13 protein-coding genes are annotated in these 18,924 nt (G+C 68.2%); 5 read left to right on the forward strand and 8 right to left on the reverse strand.

The features are described from left to right. Positions 1–142 precede the first annotated feature (142 nt). Both ACH438_RS20095 and ACH438_RS20100 read left to right on the forward strand, forming a co-directional pair. Positions 143–1,066 (forward strand): glutamate ABC transporter substrate-binding protein, encoded by a 924-nt coding sequence (locus ACH438_RS20095; protein ID WP_397007298.1) that lies wholly within the window; start codon positions 143–145, stop codon positions 1,064–1,066. A 1-nt stretch (position 1,067) separates the two neighbouring features. Continuing rightward, positions 1,068–3,422, forward strand: a complete 2,355-nt coding sequence (locus ACH438_RS20100) for a tetratricopeptide repeat protein (protein WP_397007300.1) — start codon at positions 1,068–1,070, stop codon at positions 3,420–3,422. A gap of 21 nt (positions 3,423–3,443) precedes the next feature. Here the strand turns inward: ACH438_RS20100 and ACH438_RS20105 are convergent, their stop codons facing one another. Further along, the gene (locus ACH438_RS20105; protein ID WP_397007302.1) at positions 3,444–4,976 is read right to left on the reverse strand and encodes an FAD-dependent oxidoreductase; all 1,533 of its coding nucleotides are present in this window, start codon (positions 4,974–4,976) and stop codon (positions 3,444–3,446) included. A 102-nt stretch (positions 4,977–5,078) separates the two neighbouring features. Between ACH438_RS20105 and ACH438_RS20110 the strand changes: the two genes are divergently transcribed. Further along, on the forward strand, positions 5,079–8,501 hold the full coding sequence (locus ACH438_RS20110) for an AfsR/SARP family transcriptional regulator (RefSeq protein ID WP_397007304.1): 3,423 nt from the start codon (positions 5,079–5,081) through the stop codon (positions 8,499–8,501). 286 nt (positions 8,502–8,787) lie between these two features. On the opposite strand, the gene ACH438_RS20115 is transcribed toward ACH438_RS20110, so the two are convergent. Further along, entirely contained in the window at positions 8,788–9,984 is a 1,197-nt protein-coding gene (locus ACH438_RS20115) for an acetate kinase (protein WP_397007306.1), read from the reverse strand. Further along, positions 9,984–12,059 carry a phosphate acetyltransferase gene (gene pta / locus ACH438_RS20120; RefSeq protein ID WP_397007308.1) on the reverse strand — a complete coding sequence of 692 codons (2,076 nt, stop codon included), beginning with the start codon at positions 12,057–12,059 and terminating at the stop codon, positions 9,984–9,986. The genes ACH438_RS20115 and pta overlap by 1 nt, the downstream gene beginning before the upstream one ends. Before the next feature lie 108 nt (positions 12,060–12,167). Here pta and ACH438_RS20125 point away from each other — a divergent pair, with 108 nt between their 5' ends. Then, complete coding sequence (locus tag ACH438_RS20125) at positions 12,168–14,066, forward strand: ABC transporter ATP-binding protein/permease (protein WP_397007310.1); 1,899 nt, start codon at positions 12,168–12,170, stop codon at positions 14,064–14,066. A 62-nt stretch (positions 14,067–14,128) separates the two neighbouring features. On the opposite strand, the gene fgd is transcribed toward ACH438_RS20125, so the two are convergent. Continuing rightward, on the reverse strand, positions 14,129–15,139 hold the full coding sequence (fgd, locus tag ACH438_RS20130) for a glucose-6-phosphate dehydrogenase (coenzyme-F420) (protein ID WP_397007312.1): 1,011 nt from the start codon (positions 15,137–15,139) through the stop codon (positions 14,129–14,131). A gap of 166 nt (positions 15,140–15,305) precedes the next feature. On the opposite strand from fgd, the gene ACH438_RS20135 reads away from it, so the two are divergent. Then, on the forward strand, positions 15,306–16,064 hold the full coding sequence (locus ACH438_RS20135) for an HAD-IIA family hydrolase (protein ID WP_397008182.1): 759 nt from the start codon (positions 15,306–15,308) through the stop codon (positions 16,062–16,064). A 1-nt stretch (position 16,065) separates the two neighbouring features. On the opposite strand, the gene ACH438_RS20140 is transcribed toward ACH438_RS20135, so the two are convergent. The 4 genes from ACH438_RS20140 to ACH438_RS20155 form a co-directional block, all read right to left on the reverse strand. Further along, complete coding sequence (locus tag ACH438_RS20140) at positions 16,066–16,512, reverse strand: MarR family winged helix-turn-helix transcriptional regulator (RefSeq protein WP_397007314.1); 447 nt, start codon at positions 16,510–16,512, stop codon at positions 16,066–16,068. Beyond that, complete coding sequence (locus ACH438_RS20145; RefSeq protein WP_397008184.1) at positions 16,509–17,147, reverse strand: type 1 glutamine amidotransferase family protein; 639 nt, start codon at positions 17,145–17,147, stop codon at positions 16,509–16,511. Before ACH438_RS20145 ends, ACH438_RS20140 begins: the two co-directional genes overlap by 4 nt. 96 nt (positions 17,148–17,243) lie before the next feature. Further along, a complete protein-coding gene (locus tag ACH438_RS20150; protein ID WP_397007316.1) occupies positions 17,244–18,458 on the reverse strand; it encodes an O-succinylhomoserine sulfhydrylase in 1,215 nt (404 codons plus the stop codon). Positions 18,459–18,501: 43 nt separating this feature from the next. Continuing rightward, positions 18,502–18,924, reverse strand: a complete 423-nt coding sequence (locus ACH438_RS20155; RefSeq protein ID WP_397007318.1) for a rhodanese-like domain-containing protein — start codon at positions 18,922–18,924, stop codon at positions 18,502–18,504.

Genomic DNA, 18,924 nt, shown 5'->3' on the forward strand with positions numbered 1-18,924 from the left:
GCCGCGGCGGCCGTCGCGCGGGGCAGGGGTGCCTACGCCCGCCCCTGCTCACGATCCGATCGAATGCCGACCACGCGCCGGTCGCGCGGCGCGGACGCTACGCGGTCCACTGGCAGTGGGTATTGCGGGGCTGATCGTTGCGATGAGTGCCGGCTGCGGGTCGGATGCCGCGCCGGCCGCGCCGACCACCCAGGGCACCTATGCCGAGCCGCCGCTGCCGTCGGGAGCCGTTCCGGCGCAGACCCAGACGCCGCCACCGCCGGTGAACGACAGTTGCGGTGATCCGACCGCGAGCCTGCGGCCGAACGGGATCAAGAGCGGGCCGGACATCGACGCGATCCGGGCGCGCGGGCGACTGCTGGTCGGTCTGGATCCGGGCAGCAATCTGTTCAGCTTCCGGGATCCCACCACCGGCATGCTCACCGGTTTCGATGTGGATATCGCGCGGGAACTGGCGCGGGATCTGCTGGGCAATCCCGATTCCATCGAATACCGGATTCTCGGGTCCGCGGACCGCGAGAAGGCGTTGCAGGAGCACACCGTCGACGTGGTCGTGAAGACCATGACCATCAATTGCGATCGGCGGCAACGGGTCACGTTCTCCACCTCGTATCTGCAATCGCATCAGCGGCTGCTGGTGGTGAAGGATTCCGGTATCGGCACGCTCGCGGATCTCGCCGGGAAACGGGTGTGCGTGGTACCCGGCACCACCTCCCTGGATCTGGTGCGGCGGGAGCAGCCGGCGGCCTCCATCCTGACCGTGCCCAGCTGGGCGGACTGCCTGGTGGTGTTGCAGCAGCGGCAGGTCGAGGCGGTCAGCACCGACGACACCCTGCTGGCCGGGCTCGCGGTGCAGGATCCGGCGACCGCGGTGGTCGGGCCCAACCTCGATACCGAGCAGTACGGGATCGGCATCTCCAAGGGCTCGGACGATCTCGTCCGCTTCGTCAACGGGACGCTGGAACGCATTCGCTCCGACGGCACCTGGAACCGGCTCTACAACCGCTGGCTGGCGGGCGAACTCGGTGACGCCGCCATCCCGCCGCCACCGAAATACCAGGATTGACATGAGCCGACCCCCCGAACCGGAGCCCGCCACACCCGACGGCGAACCCACCCGCGCCACCGCACACCTCGGCGACACGGATAACCCCGGCACGCAGGCATATCCGCGCACCGAGGCGACCGTCCGCACCGAAATGCCCGCGGCGCCCGCACCACCGGCGGGGTCGCCCTCCGCGGCCGGTGAGCCGCGCACCCCCACCCGGCCGTCCCAGCGCACCGCGCGCATGATGCGGTCCCGGCCGCTGGTCCGGCGGCTGGGCGCCGGGCTGGTGCCGATCCCGGCGGTGGAACCGATCGATCCGGAACAGGCCGTCCTCGCCGATCCGATGGTGGCCGAGGGCCGCCGCTACTGCTGGCGCTGCGGGAAACCCGTCGGCCGGGCCACCCCGAGCCATCCGGCGAACACCGCCGGCACCTGCGAAACCTGCGGAGCGCCTTACGATTTCCGGCCGTCCCTGCACATCGGCGATATCGTTGCGGGACAGTACGAAATCCAGGGCTGCATCGCCCACGGCGGGCTCGGCTGGATCTACCTCGCCATCGACCGCAATGTCAGCGACCGGTGGGTGGTGCTCAAGGGCCTGCTGCACGCCGGCGATGCCGAAGCGCAGGCGGTGGCGGTGGCGGAACGCGAATTCCTCGCCGAAGTGGTGCATCCCAGCATCGTGAAGATCCACAACTTCGTGGAGCACGCCGCCACCGGCGGCGCACCCATCGGATACATCGTCATGGAATACGTGGGCGGGCATTCGCTGCGCGAAATGCTCGACCAGTACGCCAAACCCGAACGCATGCCGGTCGCCGAGGCCATCGCCTACGTGCTGGAGGTGCTGCCGGCGCTGGAATACCTGCATTCGGTGGGACTCGCCTACAACGACCTCAAACCCGACAACATCATGGTCACCTCCGACCGGGTGGAGCTCATCGACCTGGGCGCGGTCGCACAGTTCGAGGCGTACGGAAACCTGTACGGCACCAGGGGATTCCAGGCACCCGAACTCTCGAAGACCGGGCCCACGGTCGCCTCCGACATCTACACGGTGGGCCGCACCCTGGCCGTCCTCATCCTGGACATGCCGATGGAACAGGGCGCCTACGTCGACGGCATCCCCGATCCCGCGACCCAGCCCGTACTGGCCCGGCACGAATTCCTGCACCGGCTGCTGCTGCGCGCCACCGACCCGGATCCGGACCGGCGCTTCGGATCCGCGCGGCTGCTCGCCAATCAGCTCACCGGCGTGCTGCGGGAAATCCTCGCCGTCGAGACCGGCACCGAACATCCCCAGTTGTCCATCCTGTTCAGCCCGCCGCGCACCAGTTTCGGCACCGAGGAGCTGATCGGGCAGACCGACGGCATCATGGACGGCGTCGCCCGCAATACCCTGCTGCGGCCCCGCGATGTGGTGTCGGCGCTGCCCGTGCCGATCATCGATCCCACCGACCCCTCCGCTCCCCTGCTCGCGGGCGCCGCGCACCCGGAGGCCCGGCACGTCCTCGACGAACTCCGGCACGCCCGCCAGCGCGCCGCGGCCGAACCCGGCGGCGCCCCCGACACTTTCGAGATCGAGGTCACCCTCGCCGAGGCCCGCGCCCACCTCGACCTCGACGAACCCGCCGCCGCCCGCATGCTGCTGGACCGGCTCGCCGAATCCGAGCCCGCCCGCGACTGGCGGCTCGACTGGTACGTGGGGATGACGGAACTACTGGAACTGGAATACGAGCGCGCCTTCGCCCGCTTCGACGAGGTACTGCAGGCGCTGCCCGGTGAGATCGCACCCAAGCTGGCGCTCGCCGCCACGGCGGAACTGATTCTGCAGCATTGGGAATCACCCGATCCGGACCAGTGGCGCACCTATGCCGAAACCTATTACGCCACCGTCTGGCGCACCGACCGCGGCGTGGTCAGCGCGGCCTTCGGGCTGGCCCGGCAGCTCGCGGCGGGCGGCAATATCACCGCCGCCGTGCACGCGCTGGATCAGGTACCGCCCGCCTCCCGGCACTACGCGGAGGCGCGGATGACGGCGATCCTGCTGTTGCTGACCAGTTCCGCCGCAACCGATCTCGACGAGTCGACGCTGCAGGTGGCCGCGGCGCGGGTGCAGGGACTGCCGCCGGGCGAGAGTCGCGCCGCGCAACTGCGGGTGCTGACGCTCGGTATCGCGCTGTCCTGGCTGCAGGCGGGACACGAACCCAAGTCGCCCGAGTCCCGGCTGCTCGGCTCGACGTTCACCGATCGGGATCTGCGGCGCGGCATCGAGACCGGGTTGCGCGGGCTGGCGCGGTCGGCGCCCGCCCGCGGCCACCGGTATGCGCTCGTGGACCTGGCCAATGCGGTGCGGGCCAAGTCCTGGTTCTGAGCGCCGCGCGGAATACTGCTGTCACCGAGCGGTATTCACCTGTGCCGGACTGCCGAACCATTGACCGGCGGTCTGCTCGAACGCCTCCAGATCGGGGTTGCCGTCGACCGCCCAGGCGACCGTGCCGTCGGGCCGGACGAGTACGGCGGACAGTCCGAGATCGTTTCTCGCGGTGCCGGTTACATATCGGATCCGGCTCTCCCAGCCCGCCGCCGCGTCGCGCAGGGTGCCATCGGCGCTGAAGTCGAGCAGGAGGCCGCGGCCGTCCTGCAACAGCTCGCCGAGACGAGTGCCGTCCTGGAGGCGAAGATCCGGGGCATTGCGACCCGCCAGTGGGTGGTCGCTGCCGAGTTCGTAGCGGATCGACCAGCCCGACAGTTTGCCGAACACGTAGGTGGTGACGTCGCGGGTTCCGAGCAGGTCGCGCATCAAGCCCTGGGTCGCCTGCGCGAATGGGGACGGTCGCATGACCACCGCCTGCGCGCGCGTCCAGTCGAGCACCCAGGCTGCGACCGGATGGCGCTCGGGCGTGTAGGTATCGAGCAGGGCCTCGGGCGCGTGACCGTGCACGGTCGCGGCGAGCTTCCAGCCCAGGTTCACGGCATCACCGATGCCGGTGTGCAGGCCCTGGCCGCCCAGGGGCGAGTGGATGTGCGCCGCATCGCCCGCCAGCAGGACGCGGCCGCGGCGGTAAGTCGTGACCTGCATCGCGCGATCGGTGAAAGTCGAGGCGAGATGGACGCCGGTCAGGGTCACGCCGGTGCCGGAGACGCGGCGCAGGACCTCTTGCAGATGATCGCGCGTCGGCTCCTGCGAACGATCGAATGCGCCGGCGTCGAAATCCATCATGCCGATATGCCCGTCCGCGGGCAGGCGGAGGTACATGCCCGTCGGCGTGGGATTGAAGCCGGGGCGCAGCTTTTCGAGATCCGCGACATCGGCGAGCATGACGTAACCGGTGAATTGTGGCTCGGTGCCGGTGAATTCGAAGCCCGCGAGGCTGCGGACCGCGCTGTGCCCGCCATCGCAGCCGACCACCCAGCGCGCCGGGTAGGCGTGCTCGCCGGCGTGCACGAGCACGCTGTCCGCGTCCTGCGTGATGGCCGAGACCGCCCGACCGCGGCGGATCTCCACACCCAGCCGCGCGGCCCGGTCGGACAGCACCGACTCGACCGCTTCGAGGCTCGTCATCACGAATTCCGGTGCGGGGCCGGGAATCCGGTACGGGAGCGCGGCCACGTCGACATCGGCCGAATCGAGCATCATGCCGCCGAAATGCCCCACGGCATAGGGCGGCGCGAGCTCATCCTCCTCGGAGTGCGTGGCCGGAGCGTCCATGCCCGAGGCCGTCAGCAGCGCGGGCAGCAGGCCGCGGCGGTCGAACGCCTCGATCGAAGTGGCGGACAGGCCGCGCAGCCCGAGCGGCGCCGCTCGCCACGGGGTGTGCGGGTCCGGCGCCCGTTCGAGGACCAGGACCGAGCAGCCCGCGAGGCCGAGCTCGCAAGCCAGCATCAGACCGACCGGGCCGGCGCCGACTATCACTACGTCATGCATGAGAATTCCCCTTTGAAGTGGCCTGTTGTCTTCAGGCCCACCAAGACTGGAGCGAGCCGCTCACACCACGCACACACGGCGCTCATACGCGAGGATCGAGTGATGGACGGGACTGCACGGCTGCACGTCACACTGCTCGGGGCCTTCCAGGTCTCGCGCGGTGACACCGCCCTGCCGGTCGCCGGTACCCGCCTGCAAGCACTGGTAGTACGGCTGGCGCTGGCCGGCGGTCGCACCGTAGAGCAGGACGCGCTGGTCGATGCGATCTGGCCCGAGCACCCGCCCTCCGGCTCCGCACACGCCCTCCAGACCCTCATCTCCCGCTTACGCCGAACCCTCGGCTCGACCGACGCCGTCACCCAACTCGGCGGCGGCTACCGCTTGGCCGTGACCGCGATCGACGTGGACGCCCTGCACTTCGAGCACCTCGCCACCACCGGCCGCGACCACCTCCGCACGGGAGATCCGAAAGCCGCCGCAGCCCTGCTCAGCGAGGCCCTGACACTCTGGGCCGATCGCCCCGGCACCGAACCCACGATCGTCGCCGCGGTAGCGTCCACCACCGCGACCCGCCTGGCCCACACCTCGATCGAGGCCGTCACCGACCTGGCCGAAGCCGAACTGGCACTCGGCCATCCCGATTCGGCCGCCACCCGCCTGACCGCCCTGCTCACCGAACACTCCGCGAACGAGCGGGCCGCCGCCCTGCTCATGGACGCCCTCGCCGCCCAGGGCCGCGAGGCCGAAGCCCTCACCTGGTACGAGCGAATCCGCGAAACCCTGGCCGACACCCTCGGCGCCGACCCGGGCGCCGCCCTCCGTCAACGCCACCTCCGCCTCCTGCGCACCGACCGAGAGGCGATGCCCGGCAACGGCAATGCCCTCGTCGAGCCGCCGCGAACCAGCCCGGGCAACCTGCCTGTGCCCCTGACCAGCTTCATCGGCCGCGACGAGGACCTCGACCGCATCAACACACTGCTCACCACGGGCCGCTTGATCACCGTGGTGGGCCCCGGCGGCGCAGGCAAGACGCGCCTCGCCCTCGAAGCCGCCCAGGGCCGTCGGCACGAATACGCCGACGGCACTTGGCTGATCGACCTCGCCTCCGTTACCGAACCGGCCGAAATCGGCGCCACCCTGATGGCCGCGATCGGCCTGCGCGGCTCAGCCCTGTTCGAATCCCCGGCCACGCGGCGCGGCGCGCTCGCGGACTCCGGGCTACCCAGCTCTAAGCTGCCCGACGATTCGGGCGAGCTGCGTGGCTCCGCGTTGTCCGAAACCTCAGCAGGGCTGCGTGATTCCGTGCTGCCGACCACATCGGCCGGGCTCGGTGGCGCCGCGGCGGCTGCCTCGGTGACCGGGCCGCGCGGCGGCTCGGTCGGTGAGCTCGAGGTGTTGATCGCGCAGTTGGGCGGGCGGGAGATGCTGCTCGTGGTGGACAACTGTGAGCATCTCATCGATGGTGTGGCGCAACTGCTTTCAGGGTTTCTCGCTCGGTGTGCGGGGGTGCGGGTGCTGGCAACCAGCAGGGAGCCGCTCGCGGTCGATGGTGAGAGTCTGGTGCCGGTCGGGTCGCTCACGCTGCCTGACACGGATGCCGATGTCGACCAGGCTCGGCGGGCGGCGTCGGTTCGGTTGTTCGGGGAGCGGGCGGCGGCCGTGCGGCCCGGGTTCGAGGTGGTGGCGGACAACCTCGGCGACGTGCTGCGGATCGTGCGCGGACTGGACGGGATGCCGCTGGCGCTCGAGCTGGCGGCGGCGCGGCTGCGGACGTTGTCACTGGGCGATCTGGCGGAGGGGTTGTCCGATCGGTTTCGGGTGCTGGGCAGCGGGAGTCGGACCGCGCCGGCGCGGCATCGGACGTTGCGGGCGGTCATTGCGTGGAGTTGGGACCTGCTGGAGGCAGATGCGCGGACCGTTGCGGAGCGCATCTCAGTACTGCCCGGTGGGGTCACGCCGGGCTCGGCCATCGCGGTGTGCACCGGTACCGGGCCGCCTGCCGCGGAGATTCCGGAACTGCTTGCGGGACTGGTGGATCGGTCGCTGTTGCAGCTTGCGCCGGACAGCGGCCGGTATCGGATGCTGGAGACGATCCGGGAGTACGGGCTGGAACAGCTTGCAGCGCAAGATCTTCTGCCGGGGGTGCGGGGTCTGGCCGCGCACTGGTCCGGTGAGCTGGTCGCCCACTATGACCCGATGTTGCGCGGGCCCGAGCAGCTCGGCGCGCTCCACGTGCTGCGCGCCGAGTACGACAATGTGCTGGCCGGTCTCCGGCATCTCTGCGATATCGGTGACTCCGAGGGCGCGGTCGCGCTCGCGGTGGATCTGACCTGGTATTGGCAGATGCTCGGGCGGCATGCGGATGCGGCGTTCTGGCTCGGTGAGGCGGTTGGGGTGCCGGTCGAGCGGGCGGGTGTGGAGCGCGATATTGCCGAGGGGCTGTTGGTGTTCAGCAGCATTGCGACGCCGAGCATGCTGGTCAATGACGCGTTCATAGCACGGCAGGAGGAGTTGCGGAGCCTCGCGGATCGGCTGTTGAGCTATCCGGAATTGCCGGGGCTGGGTGGGGCGCTGACCGCGATCCGGCTGGCTTCGCTGGAGGATTCCGAGGCGTCGCAGTCGATCGTGCAGCGGCTGATCGATGGGCCGGATACGTGGCTGGCGGGGCTGGCTCGCATGTTCCGGGCCGAATTCGCCGAGAACGCAGGGCATCTCGTGCAGGTCCGCGGTGATGTGACGGCCGCGCTGGAGTGTTTCGACCGGGCGGGCGACCGTTGGGGGCTGGCCTCGGCGCTGCCGCTGCGCGCGCAATTGCGGCAGTACGACGGCGATCTCGAAGGCGCGATGGCCGATCTGGACGAGGCCAAACGGCTGGCCCGCGAGTTCGGGTCGCTCAGCCTCAGCGACGAGATCTTCATCGACCTGCGCTGGATCGATCTGCACGCACGGCTCGGCGAAACCATGCACGCGATCGAGATGATCGCCGCGATCCGTGAGCGCGTATTGCTTTCGGCGTCAACGGAGATGGCGGTCTTCCTGGATGCCCGCGAGGCCGGGCTGTGGCTGCGGGCCGGAGACCTGGACCGGGCGAGCGAGCGGGCCGAGGCGGCCGAGGCCGGGCTGCTGGCGTTCGGCGGCAATCACGGCCGGGCGCTGGTCGGTGCGGTGCGTGGCGACCTGTGTCTCGCGCTCGGCGACGGGCCGGGAGCGGCGGACGCGCTGAGCCGGGCCTACGCGGCGGCCGTCGAGAGCAGGGATCTGCCGATCGTGGCGACGGTGGCGGTGACCGTGGCCGGTCTGGCCGCACTGTACGACCGGTTCGAGGACGCGGCCGTAGTGCTCGGCGCGGCGGCCCGCCTGCGTGGCGCCCACGACCCCACGGATCTGCAAGTCCGCGCATCGAGCGAGCGCAGCCGGGTCGCGCTCGGGAACGAGCGCTTCGATGCGGCGTACGAAACCGGCTGGCAGCTGGCGGCTCCCGCGGCGGTGAACCGAGTTGATCCAGCCGGAGTCCGGCTGTCCTGACCCCCGATGCCGGGGTGGCGAGCGAATTCGGGAGCCGGGCCCCTGGACGCCAGGGGAAGATCAGGGGCCGAGCCCCCGAAGTCGTTCGACCGGAAGTGTCCCGTGTCGCAGCCGCGGTCACCTGCGAGGGCAGTCGCAGGAGGCGGGACCGGCGAGGGAGTGGTTCAGTCCCTGACCGCAGTGTGCGTATGCGACACGGGTTCCGGTGGTCCGATCCGGAGGAACCGGAGCCGAGTACCACCTTGCCAAGGGGATCGTGATGTTTTCGTGAAGATCGCGTCCGGGGTCAGGCGACCAGGTCGGCGGCGGCCCGGGCGATGGCGAGTTCCTCGTTGGTGGGGACCACCAGGGCCGCGACCGGTGCGCCTTCCGGGGAGATATAGCGGGCGGAACGGTCCTTCGCGGTATTGCGGTCCGCGTCCACCCGGATGCCGAAGTTCTCCAGGCCGGCCAGGGCGGCGGCGCGCACGGCGGCATCGTTCTCGCCGACGCCGGCGGTGAAGGTGATGGCGTCCACGTGACCGAGTTCGATCAGGTACGCGCCGATGTAGCGGCGCAGCCGGTGGATATAGACGTCGAAGGCCAGTTGGGCTGCGGCGTCACCGGTTTCGCGGAGGGTGTCCAGTTCACGGAAGTCGTTGACGCCGGACAGGCCCTTGAGACCCGATTGCCGGTTGAGCAGATCGTCCACATCGTCGACGTTCATATCGGCGGTGCGGATGAGGTGGAAGATGATGCCCGGGTCCAGGTCTCCGGAGCGGGTGCCCATGACCAGGCCTTCGAGGGGGGTCAGGCCCATGGTGGTATCCACCGCCTGCCCGCCGCGAATGGCGGAGGCGGAGGCGCCGTTGCCGAGGTGCAGGACGATCTGGTTCAGCTCGGACCGGTCGCGGCCCAGGAACTTCCCGACCTGACCGGAGACGTAGTCGTGCGAGGTGCCGTGGAAGCCGTACTTGCGGACCCCGTGCGCGGCAGCGATCTTCGCGTCGATGGCATAGGTCTTGGCGGCCGCGGGCAACCGGTGGAAGAAGGCGGTGTCGAACACCGCCACCTGCGGCACGTCGGGCAGCAGCGCCCGCGCGCTCTCGATGCCCACCACATTGGCCGGATTGTGCAGCGGCGCAAGGGAGGACAGGTCGGAGATGGCCCGCACGACACGGTCGTCGATGAGGGTCGGCTCGTAGAACACCTCGCCGCCGTGCACCACGCGATGCCCGACCGCGGCCAGCTGCTCGTGCGCCAGATCGTGCCCGGACTCGCGGAACAGGCCGAAGACCACGCGCAGGCCCGCGGCGTGATCCGCGATCTCGCCGTCGTGCTCGAAAGTCTTTCCGTCGCTCTTGTGTTCGACGGTCGGCGCGCCGTCCGCGACCGGTTCCCCGATGCGCTGCACGATGCCCGACGCCGCCACCGCACCCGACTCCGGGTCCAGCAGTTGATATTTGATGGACGAGGATCCGGAATTGATGACCAGAACCTTCATCACGCCTCCTGCTGCGCCTGAATGGCGGTGATCGCCACGGTGTTCACGATGTCGGCGACCAGTGCGCCGCGCGACAGGTCGTTGACGGGTTTGCGCAAGCCCTGCAGCACCGGGCCGATGGCCACGGCGCCCGCGCTGCGCTGCACGGCCTTGTAGGTGTTATTGCCGGTGTTCAGGTCCGGGAAGATGAACACCGTGGCCTGCCCGGCCACCGCCGAATTCGGCAGTTTGGTCTTGGCGACCGTGGGCTCGATGGCCGCGTCGTACTGGATCGGACCCTCCACCAGCAGTTCCGGCGCGCGATCGTGCACCAGTTTGGTGGCGGCGCGCACCTTCTCGACGTCCGCGCCCGACCCGGATTCACCGGTCGAGTAGGAGAGCATGGCGATCCGCGGGTCGATGCCGAACTGGCTCGCGGTGCGGGCCGAGGAGATGGCGATATCGGCCAGCTGATCCGAGGTCGGATCCGGCACCACCGCGCAGTCGCCATAGGCCAGCACCCGATCCGCGAGGCACATGAGGAACACGCTCGACACGGTCGATACGCCCGGCTGAGTCTTGATGATCTCGAACGAGGGCCGGATGGTGTGCGCGGTGGTGTGCGCCGCACCCGACACCATGCCGTCGGCGACGCCCATGTGCACCATCATGGTGCCGAAATACGAGATGTCGCTCATGAATTCGCGGGCGCGGTCCACCGTCATGCCCTTGTGGGCGCGCAGCCGCGTGTACTCCTCGGCGAACTCGTCGCGCAGGGGGCAGGTCAGCGGATCGAGCACCTCGGCGGATTCGATGTTCACGCCGAGTTCGGCGGCACGGCCGCGCACCGCGGCCTCGTCACCCAGGATGGTCAGATCGGCGATCTTGCGCTGCAGCACGCGGCCGGCGGCGCGCAGGATGCGATCGTCGTCGCCCTCCGGCAGCACGATGCGCTTGCGATCGCCACGAGCCCGTTCGATCAGCTGGTATTCGAACATCTGCGGGGTCACGATGTTCGGGATGGGAACCTCGATCTGCCGCAACAGTTCCCGCGCGTCCACCCGCTCCTCCATGAGGGCGAGCGCGGTGTCCACCTTGCGGATGCTGGACAGCCGCACCCGGCCGCGGGTCTGCGACACCGCCTTGGCCGTCTCGAAGGTGCCGAGATTGGTCGCCACGATCGGCAGCTTCGGCTTCAGGCCCGCCATGAGCCGTTCGATGGCCGGCTCCGGGCGCATACCGCCGTTCATGATGATGCCCGCCAGCGACGGAAAGCCCGCCGCCTCATGCGCATTCACCAGTGCGAGCAGCACATCGGAGCGGTCGCCGGGGGTGATGACGGCCATGCCCTCGTCGAGCCGCTCCAGAATGTGCTCGATGGTCATGCTGCCGACGATGACCTCCAGGGCCTCGCGCTGCATGAGTTCCGGGTCGCCGCTGTAGATCCGGCCGTGGATGGACTGGCAGAGTTCGTCCATGGTGGGGGCGGTGAGCAGCGGCACCTCGGGGAGCGCCCAGGACGGCACGCCGCCGACCTTCAGCGCGGCGGCGTCCTCGTCCAGCAGGGCCGGTTCGCACCGGTTCGCGATGACGGCAACCAGTTTCGCGTGCTCGGACTTCAGCTCGTTGGCGCACAGGTCGACCACCTGCGCCAGTTCATTGGGTGAACGGCCCGCGCCGCGCACGACCAGCAGCACCGGCGCACCCAGGTTCACCGCGATGCGGGCGTTGAAGCGCAGCTCGCTGGGGCTGGCGACGTCGGTGTAGTCGCTGCCCAGGATGAGCACGGCATCGCACATCTTCGCCATGTCGTGATAGCGCATGACGATCTCGCTGATGGCGGAGTCGGGATCGGCGTGCACCGCCTCGTAATTCACCCCGATCGACTGCTCGTAGTCGACGTCCGCGGTGGAATGCTCCAGCAGCAGTTCGACGATGTAGTCCCGTTCGGTCGCGGACCGGGTGATGGGCCGGAACACGCCGACCCGCGGAGTCGTGGCGGCCAGTGCCTGCAGGACTCCGAGAGCGACCGTGGACTTACCGGTGTCGCCCTCAGGGGACGCGATGTAAACGCTGGAAACCGCGGTGGCAGCCATGGTCAAGAGCGTACCGACAGGACAAAAGTCCCACCCTCGGCGACTCTCCTCCGCGCGGGAAAACCGGTTGACACGAGATTCCCAGCTATAGCCGATACGCTGCCGCGCATGATCGGCGCTTCCGGACTCGATTGGGGTCACGAGCTCTTCCACAGCCTTTGGTGGATCGCGAAAGGCTTCGTGATCACATCAGCCATCTTCCTGGTGGTCGCGGCTGCCCTCATCAAGTTCACCGGCTGGGGCCGCATGTTCTGGCGGATCACGGGCGGGTACTTCAAAGGCCGCCAAAGCTGGCCCGGCTGGGGACTGTTCGCGATCGTCATGCTGCTCGCGGTGTATTCGGTGCGCATGAGCGTGCTCTTCACCTACTACTACAACGACATGTATTCCTCGCTGCAGCTGGGCGTGCAGGCGCTGGCCGAGCACGACACCGCCGCGCAGGATCATGCCGAGACGCTCTTCTGGCAGAGCATGGCCGTCTTCGCCATCCTCGCCACCATCTCCGTGATCATGTACCTGGTCACCTACTGGCTGAACAACGCCTTCCAGATCCATTGGTGGCGGTGGCTGAACACCCGCTACCTGAACGACTGGATGGACGGCAAGGCCTACTACCGGAACCGGTTCATCGACAACACCATCGACAATGCCGATCAGCGTATCCAGCAGGACGTGCAGGACTTCGTGAACGGCATCTTCGCACTGTCCTTCGGCGGCAATGTCGGCCCGTACGGGGTCAGCGGCGGCGGCGTGATCGGCAGCGGGCTCACCGTGGTGTCCTTCACGCCGATCCTGTGGGATCTGTCGCTGCCGCTGGACCTGTTCGGCCACCACTTCCCGCGCGCGCTGACCTTCTCGGTGTTCGTGTTCACGCTGCTCGTCACGGTCATCGCGTTCTGGGTCGGTAAACCGCTGATCCGCTTGAACTTCCTGTTCCAGCAGCGCACCGCGAACTATCGTTTCGGGCTGGTCCGGCTGCGCGAGAACGCCGAGAACGTCGCCTTCTACCACGGTGAACGCCAGGAACGCGGCGGCCTGGACCAGCGCTTCGACGCCGTCATCGAGAACACCTGGCAGCGCATCTACCGGCTGATCAAGTTCTACGGCTGGAACCAGCTGACCAACCAGATCTCGGCGGTCTTCGTCGGCATCATCATGGGTCCGCAGGTCCTCAAGGGCCTCACCTCGCTCGGCAATCTGCAGCAGGCGGCCAGCGCCTTCAGCAGCCTGCAGGCCGCGGTGTCCATGCCGCAGAACTCCTACGACGCGTTCACCTATGTGCGTGCCACCCTCGTCCGCCTCGACGGGCTGCACGATGCCGACGAGAAGTCGCGGGACCTGCCGTCCATCACCACCGGCGAACTGCTCGAGGGCCTCGAACTGCAGGCCATGAATGTCAGCAAGCCGGACGGCACGCCGCTGATCACCGACCTGTCGCTGCGGCTGGGCCCCGGCGACGCGCTGGTCGTGAAGGGCAACTCCGGTGTCGGCAAGACCACCCTGCTGCGCAGCATCGGCGAATTGTGGCCCTACACAGAGGGATCCGTGCGGCGGCCACTGGGCAACGACACCCTGTTCCTGTCCCAGCGACCCTATCTGCCGCTCGGTGACCTGCGCGAAGCCATCACCTATCCGGCCGCGCCGGACGCCGTCAACGACGCGACCCTGCGCGAGATCCTGGTCAAGGTGAACCTCGCGCACCTGGTGGATCGCCTGGACGAGGACGACAACTGGGGTTCGACGCTGTCACCCGGTGAACAGCAGCGCATCGGATTCGCGCGAATCCTGTTGCTGCAGCCCAAACTCGCGTTCCTCGACGAGGCCACCTCGGCCGTCGACGAGGGCCTGGAGTACATGCTCTACAACCTGGTGCGCACCGAGGCGCCGAACACCGTGCTGGTCAGCGTCGCGCATCGCAGCACGGTGGATCGGCACCACAACCGGCGGCTCGAGATCACCGGCGGTGGCGGCTGGGACCTCTCCGAGCTCGAGGTCGTGCCCGTATAACCCGCAGCACGCAAAAAAACGGTGCGCACCGACGGTCGGTGCGCACCGTTCTGCTGAGCGGCCTATGCCAGCGCGCGCAGCCGGGGCGCGAGATCGCGCTCGAACAGGTCCAGGAAGCGGCGCTGATCGTGCCCGGGGGCGTGGAAGACCAGGTGGTTCAGGCCCGCGTCCAGGTAGGGCTTGATCAGCTCGACGGTCTCGTCCGGATCGGAGGCCACGATCCAGCGCTTGGCGATCTGCTCGATCGGCAGCGCGTCGGCGGCGGCCTCCATCTCGATCGGATCGGTGATGGAGTGCTTCTGCTCCGCGGTCAGGGAGAGCGGCGCCCAGAAACGCGTGTTCTCCAGTGCCAGTTGCGGATCGGTGTCGTAGGAGATCTTGATCTCGATCATGCGATCGATGTCCTCGACCGTACGGCCCACCTTGGCCGCGCCCTCGGCCACGGCCGGCATGAGCTTCTCCGTGTACAGGTCCATGCCCTTGCCGGAGGTACAGATGAAACCGTCACCGGCCCGGCCCGCATAGCGCGCGACCAGCGGCCCGCCCGCGGCGATGTAGACGGGGATGCCGTCCTTGGGGACGTCGTAGATCGAGGCGCCGACGGTCTTGTAGTACTCGCCGTCGAAATCGGTGCGCTCACCGGTCCACAACGCCCGCATCAGATCCACGGATTCGCGCAGCCGTGCGAAACGTTCCTTGAACTCCGGCCATTCACCCGTGTACCCGGTGGCGATCTCGTTCAGCGCCTCACCGGAACCCACACCCAGCATGATGCGATCCGGGTACAGGCAGCCCAGGGTCGCGAAGGCCTGCGCCACCACCGCCGGGTTGTATCGGAAGGTCGGCGTCAGCACCGACGTGCCGAGCTGGATCCGCTGCGTGCGCTCCCCCACCGCGGCCAGGAAGGCCAGGGAGAAGGGGGCGTGCCCGCCGTTGTGCCGCCACGGCTGGAAGTGATCCGAGACCGTGGCGCTGTCGAGGCCGTGTTCCTCGGCCGCCACCGCCAGTTCCACCAGTTCCCGGGGGCCGAACTGCTCCGCCGAGGCCTTGTAACCGAGCTTGAGGTCCTTCACCTGCGCAACTCCTGTCGCTTGACTGCGCTCGTCTGTGGGCCCAACCTCCCGAAACGGAAGGTTAGTCCCCTTCGGGTGATCCTATGAGGCGGGTCACCCGCGAATAGCGGACAATGTGCTGGTGACGATCTCCAGTGAAGAGCCGATTCTGTCCTACCTCACCGATATGGACGGCGTCCTGGTGCACGAGAACCACATGGTGCCCGGGGCCGACAAATTCCTCGCGGAACTGCGCGACAACGAGATTCCCTTCCTGGTCCTCACCAACAACTCCATCTATACCGCGCGCGACCTCTCCGCGCGGCTGCAGCACACCGGCCTCGACATTCCCGTCGACGCCATCTGGACCTCGGCGCTCGCCACCGCGACCTTCCTGCAGGAACAACGGCCCAACGGCACCGCCTACGTGGTGGGCGAATCCGGGCTCACCACCGCACTGCACGAAATCGGTTACGTCCTCACCGATTCCGACCCGGATTACGTGGTGCTCGGCGAAACCCGCACGTACTCTTTCGAAGCCATCACCACCGCCATCCGCTTGATCGCGGGCGGCGCGCGATTCATCGCCACCAACCCGGACGCCACCGGACCGTCGCGGGAAGGCATTCTGCCCGCCACCGGCTCGGTCGCCGCGCTGATGACCCAGGCCACCGGCAAGAAGCCCTACTACGTGGGCAAGCCGAACCCGCTCATGATGCGGTCCGCGCTGCGGCGCATCGGCGCGCACTCGCAGTCCAGCGTCATGATCGGCGACCGGATGGACACCGATGTCATCGCGGGCCTCGAGGCCGGGATGCGCACCATCCTGGTAACCACCGGCATCTCCACGCCGGCACTGGTCGAGCAGTTCCCCTACCGCCCGACCACGATCCTGCCGTCGGTCGCCGCGCTGGTCGGCAAGACCAAGGATCCGTTCGCGCCCTAGCTCACTCGGATTCGAAGATGTCCAGGGCCGCCGAAAGATCGGTCAGCGCTTCGACTATCCGCGTGAACCGCTCGACACCCAGTTCCGCGGTGAGCCGTGCCGCCATCTTCGCGTGCTGCGGGGTGATGCCGCGCATGGCGTCGTAGCCCGCCTCGGTGATGGCCACCAGCTTGGCGCGGCGATGCGCCGGATTGGGCCGGTACTCGGCAAGACCCTTGTCCACCAGCAGATCCGCGATGCGCTGCACGCTCTGCCGGGTGATGCCCATCTCGCGCGCGACGCCCGCCACCGGCAGCGGTTCGCGCTGCACCGCGCCGAGCACCTGCCACCAGGCGGCGGTGATGCCGGCGGGTCTGGCCAATTCCTCGGCTATGGCGAGGAATTGGCCGTTCAGCTTGAAGGACGTGATCGCCGCCGTGCTGAACAGGTCCTGTTCGGATCGGGTCATCGGGCGGCCGCCGCGCGGTCCTGTTCGTAGTTGTACAGGGTGTAAAAGCCTGCGGCGTCATTGTTTCCGTACAGCTGGTACCAGGCGTCGAGGACGTGCGGCTCGTAGATATCGAGCCGGGTGAAGATCGCACGCGCGAAATCGACCGGGCGCGTACCCGTTGCCGTGATCAGGTCGCCGTCGATGACCGCCGTCTGATCCTGCACGAAGTGGTCGATGCCCGCGTAGCCACTCATGGACAGATAGCCGATGTCATTGCTGGTGTGCGGGCGATCGTCGAGCAGTCCCGCCGCCGCGAGCCCGAAGGTCGAGCCGCAGATGCCGGCTACCGGCACGCCTGCGGCGAGGAATTCGCGCGCCTTCTCACCGAAGTCGGCCAGCTCGCCCGACTCCCAGTTCGCCGCGCCAGGCAGGATCAGCATGGCGCTGTCCGCCGGCTTCAGGTCGTCGAGTGCGATATCGGGCGTGATCCGCAGCCCGCCCATCGAGGTGATCGGTTCGAGCGTCCACCCGACCGTCTTGACCTGCCAGGTTCCGGGTTCGCGATGCCACAGCGGACGGTTGATGTGCGCAGTGGCGAATCCGGGCTCCCAATCGGAAAACGTGTCGTATACGGCCAAATGCACTGTTTTCATCATGACAGTATGCTGTCATGTTTGACAGCATACTGTCAATGGTTCGGGCAAAAGAAAACCCCGGCCGCATCGACCAGGGTTCTCCACTGCCGCGGATCAGCTCAGCGCGTGATCCAGATCGTTCAACAGATCCTCGACATCCTCGAGACCCACCGACAACCGCACCACACCATCCGTGATGCCCACGGCCGCACGGCCTTCCGGGCCCATCGCGCGATGCGTGGTGGTGGCCGGATGCGTGATCAGCGACTTCGCATCACCCAGATTGTTGGAGATATCGATGATGCGCAGGCCGTTCAGCACCTCGAAGGCGCGCTTCTTGGCCTCGTGCTCGGGGGCCTTCAGCTCGAAGGTGACCACCGTGCCGCCGCCCGACATCTGCCGCTGCGCCAGCTCGTACTGCGGATGCGACTCCAGGAACGGGTACTTCACCCACGCCACCGCCTCGTGCCCCTCCAGGAAACGGGCGATGCGCAGTGCCGAATCCACCGACTGGCGGACCCGCAACGGCATCGTCTCCAGGCCCTTGAGCAGCGTCCACGCATTGAACGGGCTCAAGGCCGGGCCGGTATGCCGCATGAGGTTCTTCACCGGGCCGTCGATGTACTCGTGCGACCCGAGGATCGCGCCGCCGAGCACCCGGCCCTGACCGTCGATGTGCTTGGTGCCCGAGTACACGGTGATATCCGCGCCCAGATCGAAGCCGCGCTGCAGCAGCGGGGTGGCGAACACATTGTCCAGCACCACCTTCGCGCCCGCGGCATGCGAAAGTTCCGACACCGCACGCACATCCACCAGGGTCTGCATGGGATTGGACGGGGTCTCGAAGAACACGGCCCGGGTGGGCACCGACAGCGCCTGCTCCCACTGGTCCAGATCCTCGCCGTCCACGAAGACCGTCTCCACGCCGAAGCGCGGCAGGATCTCGTTGCACACCACGAAGCAGGAACCGAACAGGCTACGCGCCGCCACCAGGCGGTCACCGTTGCCGACCACCGCGGCGAGCGCGGTGAACACCGCGGACATGCCGCTGGCCGTCGCGAACGCGGCCTCGGCGCCGTCCATCAGGCGCAGCCGCTCCTCGAACATGGCGACCGTCGGATTGCCGTAGCGCGAGTAGACGAAATGCTCGACATCACCGGTGAAGGAGGCTTCCGCCGCCTCGGCGCTCTCGAACACGAAGCCCGAGTTGAGGAACAACGCCTCCGAGGTCTCCTCGAAACCCGAACGGCGGGTGCCGCCGCGCACGCTGATCGTCGCGGGACCGACGCCGTCGGGAAGCGGCTTGTCGAACGAGCCACCAGAGATCATGACTGCCTCCAATCAGAGCGAGGTAGGTATCCGGCGGACGCGCTCACGACTGCCGCCACGGCAGCCCGTCGGCCCGCCAGCCGGTCCGGCCGCGATGCCCCTGCGCGTCCAGCGCACCTTCGAAACCCTCGACGACATTGAAGGAAGGCGTGAATCCGGCGGCGGTGGCGGCCGTGGCCGCACCGATCGACCGCTGCCCGGAACGGCAGATGAAGATGACCGGCGCCGCCGAGTCCGCGTTCCGGTCGGCCAGCGCCTGCTTCAGCTGGTCCCCGAACCGCGCGTTCGGCGTGCCCGTGGTGTCGACCCACTCGATCAGCGCGGTCGGCCGCCCGATGCCGCTGGTGTCGGGTACCCCGACGAACCGCCATTCGGCTTCGGTGCGGACATCGACCAGTACCGCGTCGGGATTGTCGCGCAACAGCTCCCACGCCTGCTCCGGCGTGATGTCACCTGCGTAGCTCAC

The organism is Nocardia sp. NPDC020380 (genome assembly GCF_044386975.1).
Taxonomy (GTDB): Bacteria; Actinomycetota; Actinomycetes; order Mycobacteriales; family Mycobacteriaceae; genus Nocardia.

Bases quoted from the DNA above. Each gene is read 5' to 3' on its own strand.
- ACH438_RS20095 (WP_397007298.1), top strand. From the start codon at position 143: ATGAGTGCCGGCTGCGGGTCGGATGCCGCGCCGGCCGCGCCGACCACC.
- ACH438_RS20135 (WP_397008182.1), top strand. From the start codon at position 15,306: ATGGACGGCGTCCTGGTGCACGAGAACCACATGGTGCCCGGGGCCGAC.
- ACH438_RS20140 (WP_397007314.1), bottom strand. From the start codon at position 16,512: ATGACCCGATCCGAACAGGACCTGTTCAGCACGGCGGCGATCACGTCC.
- ACH438_RS20105 (WP_397007302.1), bottom strand. From the start codon at position 4,976: ATGCATGACGTAGTGATAGTCGGCGCCGGCCCGGTCGGTCTGATGCTG.
- pta (WP_397007308.1), bottom strand. From the start codon at position 12,059: ATGGCTGCCACCGCGGTTTCCAGCGTTTACATCGCGTCCCCTGAGGGC.
- ACH438_RS20115 (WP_397007306.1), bottom strand. From the start codon at position 9,984: ATGAAGGTTCTGGTCATCAATTCCGGATCCTCGTCCATCAAATATCAA.
- ACH438_RS20110 (WP_397007304.1), top strand. From the start codon at position 5,079: ATGGACGGGACTGCACGGCTGCACGTCACACTGCTCGGGGCCTTCCAG.
- ACH438_RS20125 (WP_397007310.1), top strand. From the start codon at position 12,168: ATGATCGGCGCTTCCGGACTCGATTGGGGTCACGAGCTCTTCCACAGC.
- ACH438_RS20150 (WP_397007316.1), bottom strand. From the start codon at position 18,458: ATGATCTCTGGTGGCTCGTTCGACAAGCCGCTTCCCGACGGCGTCGGT.
- ACH438_RS20145 (WP_397008184.1), bottom strand. From the start codon at position 17,147: ATGAAAACAGTGCATTTGGCCGTATACGACACGTTTTCCGATTGGGAG.
- ACH438_RS20100 (WP_397007300.1), top strand. From the start codon at position 1,068: ATGAGCCGACCCCCCGAACCGGAGCCCGCCACACCCGACGGCGAACCC.